The organism is Rhizobium sp. H4 (assembly GCF_003013335.1).
Lineage (GTDB): Bacteria > Pseudomonadota > Alphaproteobacteria > Rhizobiales > Rhizobiaceae > Rhizobium > Rhizobium sophoriradicis.
Genome location: NZ_PSOW01000011.1, coordinates 235,089 through 241,376, shown reverse-complemented (window position 1 = coordinate 241,376; position 6,288 = coordinate 235,089). Strand labels below are relative to the sequence as shown.

General features: G+C 60.5%; 9 protein-coding genes. 3 read left to right on the top strand and 6 right to left on the bottom strand.

All coding sequences use genetic code 11. The annotated features are described in order from the left end of the window. Positions 1-266: 266 nt before the first annotated feature. The 5 genes from C4N04_RS19010 to C4N04_RS18990 form a co-directional block, all read right to left on the bottom strand. Entirely contained in the window at positions 267-734 is a 468-nt protein-coding gene (locus tag C4N04_RS19010) for a DUF1801 domain-containing protein (protein WP_086156458.1), read from the bottom strand. A 5-nt stretch (positions 735-739) separates the two neighbouring features. Beyond that, on the bottom strand, positions 740-952 hold the full coding sequence (locus C4N04_RS19005; RefSeq protein ID WP_077989290.1) for a hypothetical protein: 213 nt from the start codon (positions 950-952) through the stop codon (positions 740-742). A 60-nt stretch (positions 953-1,012) separates the two neighbouring features. Beyond that, a complete protein-coding gene (locus C4N04_RS19000; protein ID WP_009995926.1) occupies positions 1,013-1,423 on the bottom strand; it encodes an SRPBCC domain-containing protein in 411 nt (136 codons plus the stop codon). Beyond that, positions 1,420-1,743, bottom strand: coding sequence for a metalloregulator ArsR/SmtB family transcription factor (locus C4N04_RS18995; RefSeq protein WP_009995928.1), 324 nt, complete (start codon positions 1,741-1,743; stop codon positions 1,420-1,422). The genes C4N04_RS19000 and C4N04_RS18995 overlap by 4 nt, the downstream gene beginning before the upstream one ends. 220 nt (positions 1,744-1,963) lie before the next feature. Next, positions 1,964-2,338 carry a hypothetical protein gene (locus C4N04_RS18990; RefSeq protein WP_077989291.1) on the bottom strand — a complete coding sequence of 125 codons (375 nt, stop codon included), beginning with the start codon at positions 2,336-2,338 and terminating at the stop codon, positions 1,964-1,966. A 156-nt stretch (positions 2,339-2,494) separates the two neighbouring features. Here C4N04_RS18990 and C4N04_RS18985 point away from each other — a divergent pair, with 156 nt between their 5' ends. The 3 genes from C4N04_RS18985 (at position 2,495) to C4N04_RS18975 (ending at position 5,087) form a co-directional block, all read left to right on the top strand. Then, positions 2,495-3,364, top strand: a complete 870-nt coding sequence (locus C4N04_RS18985) for an NAD(P)-dependent oxidoreductase (protein ID WP_038689416.1) — start codon at positions 2,495-2,497, stop codon at positions 3,362-3,364. After that, complete coding sequence (locus tag C4N04_RS18980; RefSeq protein WP_009995934.1) at positions 3,361-4,044, top strand: DNA alkylation repair protein; 684 nt, start codon at positions 3,361-3,363, stop codon at positions 4,042-4,044. Before C4N04_RS18985 ends, C4N04_RS18980 begins: the two co-directional genes overlap by 4 nt. 605 nt (positions 4,045-4,649) lie before the next feature. Then, entirely contained in the window at positions 4,650-5,087 is a 438-nt protein-coding gene (locus C4N04_RS18975; RefSeq protein ID WP_077989292.1) for a CBS domain-containing protein, read from the top strand. A gap of 214 nt (positions 5,088-5,301) precedes the next feature. Here C4N04_RS18975 and C4N04_RS18970 read toward each other — a convergent pair whose 3' ends face one another. Next, complete coding sequence (locus C4N04_RS18970) at positions 5,302-6,198, bottom strand: LysR substrate-binding domain-containing protein (protein WP_106796735.1); 897 nt, start codon at positions 6,196-6,198, stop codon at positions 5,302-5,304. Positions 6,199-6,288: the final 90 nt, after the last annotated feature.

Genomic DNA, 6,288 nt, shown 5'->3' with positions numbered 1-6,288 from the left:
TCACCGGGTCCTTGTGGATGACGCTAAGTAGCTCACGCAGTCCAATTTTGCAATTACGTCTCAGTCTGAACCCGCTCGCCACAAAAAATAGGCTGCGGCGTCAAGGTGCGGGTGTGACACCGGTTACCGATCAGCTGGGAGGGCGAGGTTTGTTCGGCCTCCTGCCCGGACCCGCTCTTCTTCATGCTTGCCGCTTTCGTCATGCTTGGCGCTTTCTTCATGCTTGCCTCTCTTCATCGGCCCTGATGTCGATGACATCGCTGCGGTCACATCCGCTCTCCGGGCAATCGGCTGGCCTGCTCCACCCAGGCGGTGAGTTGGGCTTCATCGATGTCGTCGTCCTCGCGGATGTCGAGGTAACGCACGTCTTTCTGCTTGGACGCGCCCGGCGGCGGAGGATCGAGCAGGGCGCCGCAGAAGAAGGCCACCTTGACGTATTTGGTGAAACAATGGACGCCAAGGAACCAGCCCTGCCCTTCGATGCCGTAGAAGGGAGAATTCCATTTGACGGCCTTGGATACGCCGGGCACCGTGTCGGTGATTATCCCATCGAGGCGACGCCCGATCTCGCTTTTCCAGCCGGGCATCGCCGCGATATAGGCTTGCACGGGCGCGTCGCCATAGCCTTTGGCGATCTGCGGGTTGCCACCCGACAGCAGCTTCGGCATCGCGGCCGGTTCGGCGGCCGGCTTGCTTTCCACCTTGGCCGCCGTCTTGGATTTCTTCTCCGCCATCGCATTCACTCGCATCTGGCGCGCCACCTCGCGGCATAGGGCAGCAGGAACAGGTAAAGACCGGTCAGCATCAACAGGCAGAGCGGCAGCAGCGCCAAGAAGCCTACCCAGACGGTCGATTTCTGCTGCAACACCGCGATGATATTGACGATGACAGCCGCCGTAAAGGCGACGGACAGCCAGCGATGAATTAGCCGAAACCGGTTGTTCCAGTTCAAAGAGACCTCCTATGCCGGGAAAATAAGCCTCAGCGACGGACGAACCGCCCATCGACGATCTTACTCCGACCGCGCCAAAACCTGCTCCAGCTTTGCAAAGAACTGCGTCCACCCGCTCCTGGCGCCCCCGTAAGCCTGCCGCTGATCCGGCCGGAAGCCAGACTGCTCCATCCGCAAATGCGTGCCGGTGCCGGTTGGGGTGAGCGTCCAGGTGACCACGCTTTCCAGCCCATAGGCTTCCCAGCTATAGGACAGGCTCTTGTTCGGCTCGACTTCCAGGACCTTGCAGTCGACAGAGCCCCAATCCGCGCTGAAACTGAAACGATGGTCGATGGCGGGCTTGAAGTCGCTCTTCATCAGCCACTCCTGGAGCAAGTGCGGCTGGGTGAGCGCCCGCCAGATCTTTTCCAAGGGATAGGGCATTTCCCGCTCGATGACGACGGAGCGCGTTTCTGTCGATGTGTCGGTCATTGATCCATCCTTTTCAGCAAATCTTCGAGAGCGTTAAAGCGGCTTTGCCAGAAGCCGGCCATCTCGCTCGTCCAGTCGACCAGCGGGGCCAGCGCGCCAAGCTGCGCACTGTAATGGGTCTGGCGTCCTTCGTGGCGATAGCGCACCAATCCGGCCTGCTTCAGGATCCCAAGATGCTTCGAAACAACCGGCTGCGACACGCCGGCCCGCTCCGTCAGAGCCCCGACCGTCTTCTCCCCTTCCCGGCACAGCCGCTCGAACAGAGCCCGCCGCGTCGGATCGGCAAGTGTCCGGAAAAGCACGTCGTGAGCATCTGGCATTGATGATTCATACCTCTAGAGCTATGAATAAACCTATAGCCGCTGAGGCATACGTGAGTCAAGCCAAACCGAGCGGAAGAGCACCAGAGCCCTCTAGCACATATCGAACAATGGAGAATTCACATAGCTATAGAGCTATGCATAGAAGCATTTCGCATAGAGTGCGAACCGCCGCCGCAGCAGCATCGAGCGCCGCGCCGTGCTAACCCGACAACTTGCCTCAACAACTCTCCGGACGCTCGGCCTCCAGCCGCTCTCGAATGAACGTGGGGCCACCGGCAAGACGCGCCGCAAGCAGGCTCGCGGGATCGACCAGACGCCAGTAGGGCGTCACCGTCGAAACCCGCTCGCCCGTCGCCAACGCGCCGAAGGACAGTTCGGCGATGGCTCGCAAATGCCGCTGCACCGTCACCGGGCAGCAGGCATCCGCCCCGTATTGGGCGGCGAGGCGGCGGCGGAGGGCGCCGAGATCGGTGTGAACACCTGGCGGTGCTGATCTGATCTGCTCCGCCACCATCTGCTGCGACGGAATGAGCATCGCTTGCATGCCACTGCGGCCCTTGCGCCGCTGCTTGATCGTCGGAATTTCGCTCATACCGTTCCCCGCAGTATTGCGCCTTCCTGCAATCTAGGGCTGGACCGAATGACGGCCAGCCTCACGTCAATCGACAGAAGTCGCTTCTGACGGCTTTTCTGCTCCCGCCGTTTCGGTTAATCCTCGGGGCCTCTCACTCAGGAAAGGATAGGACATATGGCTAAAGTCGCGTTCATCGGTCTCGGCGTCATGGGCTTTCCCATGGCCGGTCACCTGAAGATCAAGGGCGGCCACGATGTTACCGTCTACAATCGCACCGCCGAGAAAGCCGCCGCCTGGGCTGAGAAATTCTCCGGCAAGTCCGCCCCTACCCCGGCCGAGGCGGCGGAGGGGGCCGATTTTGTCTTCGTCTGCGTCGGCAACGATGAAGATCTCCGATCGGTGACATCAGGCGATAGCGGCGCTCTGCACGGCATGAAGCCTGGGTCGGTGCTGATCGACAACACCACCGCCAGCGCCGAGGTCGCTCGCGAACTTTATGCAGCGGCAAAGCAAAAAGGTGTTGACTTTATCGACGCTCCGGTATCCGGCGGCCAGGCCGGCGCCGAAAACGGTGTGCTGACCGTCATGTGCGGCGGCGACGAAGCCGTTTATGAGCGCGCCAGGCCCGTCATCGAAGCCTATGCCAGGATGGTCGGCCTGATGGGGCCGGCAGGCTCCGGCCAGTTGACCAAGATGGTCAACCAGATCTGCATCGCCGGCCTCGTCCAGGGACTCGCCGAAGGGCTGCATTTCGGCAAGCGCGCCGGCCTCGATATCGAAAAGGTCGTCGAGGTGATCTCCAAGGGTGCGGCAGGTTCCTGGCAGATGGAAAACCGCCACAAGACCATGAACGCCGGCAAGTATGATTTCGGTTTCGCAGTCGACTGGATGCGCAAGGATCTGGGCATTGTGCTCGCCGAAGCCCGCCGCAACGGCGCCAAGCTGCCGGTCACGGCCGTCGTCGATCAGTTCTACGGCGACGTTCAGGCGATGGGCGGCAATCGCTGGGACACGTCCTCGCTGCTCGCCCGTCTCGAGAAATGATCGGCCCTTCCTCCGATTCGGCAGAATTGATCGCGCATCTCGAAACGCTGCGCTCGGAGGAAAATGTCGCCGGGATGGCGCGATTCGGCATCGTCACCGGTCGCGCCCTCGGCATTTCCAATCCCGACATCAGGGCGGTCGCCAGATTGGCGAAGAGGGATCACCTCAGGGCAATGCAGCTCTGGCAAAGCGATATCCGCGAAGCCCGCCTGCTCGCACTCTGCACAGCTGAGCCGAAACGGCTGACGGCGGAAGAGGCCAGAAGCTGGGCCAATGATTTCAATTCCTGGGAGATCGTCGACTGCGCCGCCGATCTCTTTATCGAGGCCCGGCTGGACGAGCTCATACCAGAATTCGCTGCAGACGAGCACGAGTTCGTTCGCCGCGCCGCCTTCGCCATGATATCAGGCGCCGCCGTCCACAGGAAGAACGAGAGCGATTTGACAATCCTTGCCTGGCTGCCGCTGATCGAGACCCATTCCCGCGATTCCCGCAACTTCGTTCGCAAGGCGGTCAATTGGGCACTGCGCAGCATCGGCAAACGCAATCGCGGCTGCCATGGCCCGGCGCTGCGGCTGGCGACGCTTCTTGCCGAAAGTCCGGATAAAACCGCCCGCTGGATCGGCAGGGATGCGGTCCGGGAGCTGACCGGCGAAATGCTTATGGCGCGGCTAAAATAGCGCGACACAGCGTCTAGCGCATGTCCCGGAAAAGTATGCAACGGTATTGCGGCAACCACATGCGCGAAAACAAGGATGATCTTACCGATCGCGCGCCTTGAGCCAGTGTTCGGTCTCTGCGTTATTCCGACGGCCTATTCGGGAGCCCTTTGTCGTTTGGGTTCTGTGCCGGCGTCTCTCTTGTATCTCGTGGCGGATGTTGGCGATCGTCAGACTCCGCGGGGGCCACCTGATCGTCGGAACGGTGGACAGGCTGCTCTTTTGGGTCGATCCGTCTGGCGGGGGCGGCAATTTTTCTAGGCATAGCCAGCTCCTCTAGCTTCACCGACCAGAACCGACTGCCGCACTGAAGGTTCCGAGTCCAGAAGCGCTGCTTGGTTCGGAATCGGTGTCACCAAACTGCCGACGACGAGGATGCAGCCATCAGCGAGCAGAATGAAGATGTACACCCGGCACAATTTTCACGGTTTGCGTCGCGTCGATTTCGACGACGGCACTCCAGGCACGAATCAGAGGACCGGGTCTTGGCAGGAACGTTTTCCAAGGGCGCGCGTTGATTCTTCTTGTCCCGTGCGAGAGGCGCGGGCAGCACCAGGGAGGTTATCATGAAAGTCAGCGATTGCATGACCACAGACGTGCAGATCACCGATCCGGAGCACACATTGCGAGATGTCGCCTCAATGATGGGACGTCTCGACGCCGGTGTTCTCCCGGTGGGCGAGAATGACCGGCTGGTCGGCATGATCACCGATCGCGACATCGCCATCCGTGGCGTGGCAGAGGGCAAAGGCCCCGACGCAAAGGTCCGCGACGTAATGAGTACCGATGTCAAATACTGCTTCGATGACGAAGATATCGAAGACGTCCTTCACAACATGGGGGATCTTCAAGTGCGGCGCTTGCCGGTGTTGAACCGAAGCAAGCGGCTGGTCGGCATCATCTCGCTTGGCGATCTCGCCATGATGGGTGAGACCATGGAAACAGGCAAAGCACTGAGCGACATTTCGCAGCGCGGCGGTGCACATTCACAGACGCCCCACTGACCGTCCGCGTCGCGCCACAGAAAAGCTGCCACGGGCCGGCGGTCATAGGCTCATTCAACTCTCGACGCTCGCTCTATTGCCTTTAGCGCGAGAGTTCTGCAATTGCGCACACAGAACGCTTCACGTGGCTCCGTTGTTAGGCATGAGCGCCAGTTGGACGAACTAGGCTTGCTTCCGTTTGCCGAGGCCTTGGGCCGAAGCTTTCGCCTTGCCGTCAATGATGCCTGGATTTTTCGACCAGAAAGTCGATCAGCACTCTTACCGCCGACGGCATGCCCCTCGCCGTCGTGAAGACGATATAAAACTGGCTTTCTTCCGATTGCCATTCCGGCAGGACCCGAATCAGCCTGCCAGCCTGCAGATCCGCCTCGCAGGCGCTTTCGAGCAGCAGCCCGAAGCCGAGCCCGGCCCGGGCTGCATCGAGAATGGCGGTCATGCTGCGGCAAGTCAGCCGCGGCTGATGCCGGATGACCCGTTTGTCATCATTCGGGCCGATGAGCTCCCAGGTATGGAAGGTCACCCACGAGGTCATCGCCAGCGTCGGCAGATCGGCGAGTTCGTCCACGCAATTCAAACCACCGTTGCGTTCCACCAGCGACGGACTGGCGACGAGGATGCGTCGCGCCCGGTCAAGCTTACGCATCGTCAGGCTCGTCTGCGTCTCCGGCTCGTTGGTCGCCCTCACCTCAAGATCGATCCGTTCGTTGATGAGGTCGGCGCGCCGGTCGGAGCCGATGATCTGCAGCTTGATCTTCGGGTAACGTTCCAGGAATTCAGGCAGAATGCCGCCAACAGAGATGTCGACCAGACCGAGCGGGCAGGCCATCCGCACCACACCCTGCGGGTCGGACTGGGCTTCGGTGACGATCGATTTGGCACGATCGGCCTCCTGCAGAATGGTCTGGCATCTTTCGTAAAAAGCCTGGCCTATATCTGTCACCCGAAAGTGACGGGTCGAACGCTCGATCAGCCGTGCGCCGAGCCCGTCCTCAAGCCGACTGATTCGCCTGCTGAGTTTCGAACGCGGTATCTTCAGATCGCGACTGGCCGACGCAAATCCACCGCTGGAGACGACGGCTGCAAAATAATAATAGTCGTTGAGATCTTCCATAGAACAAGCGATCCGAGAGTAGGAATGAATGCTGCCCCGCTGCAAGCGGTTGTATCCTCTCTCCCAAAAAGCTGTAATCACATTGTCGGC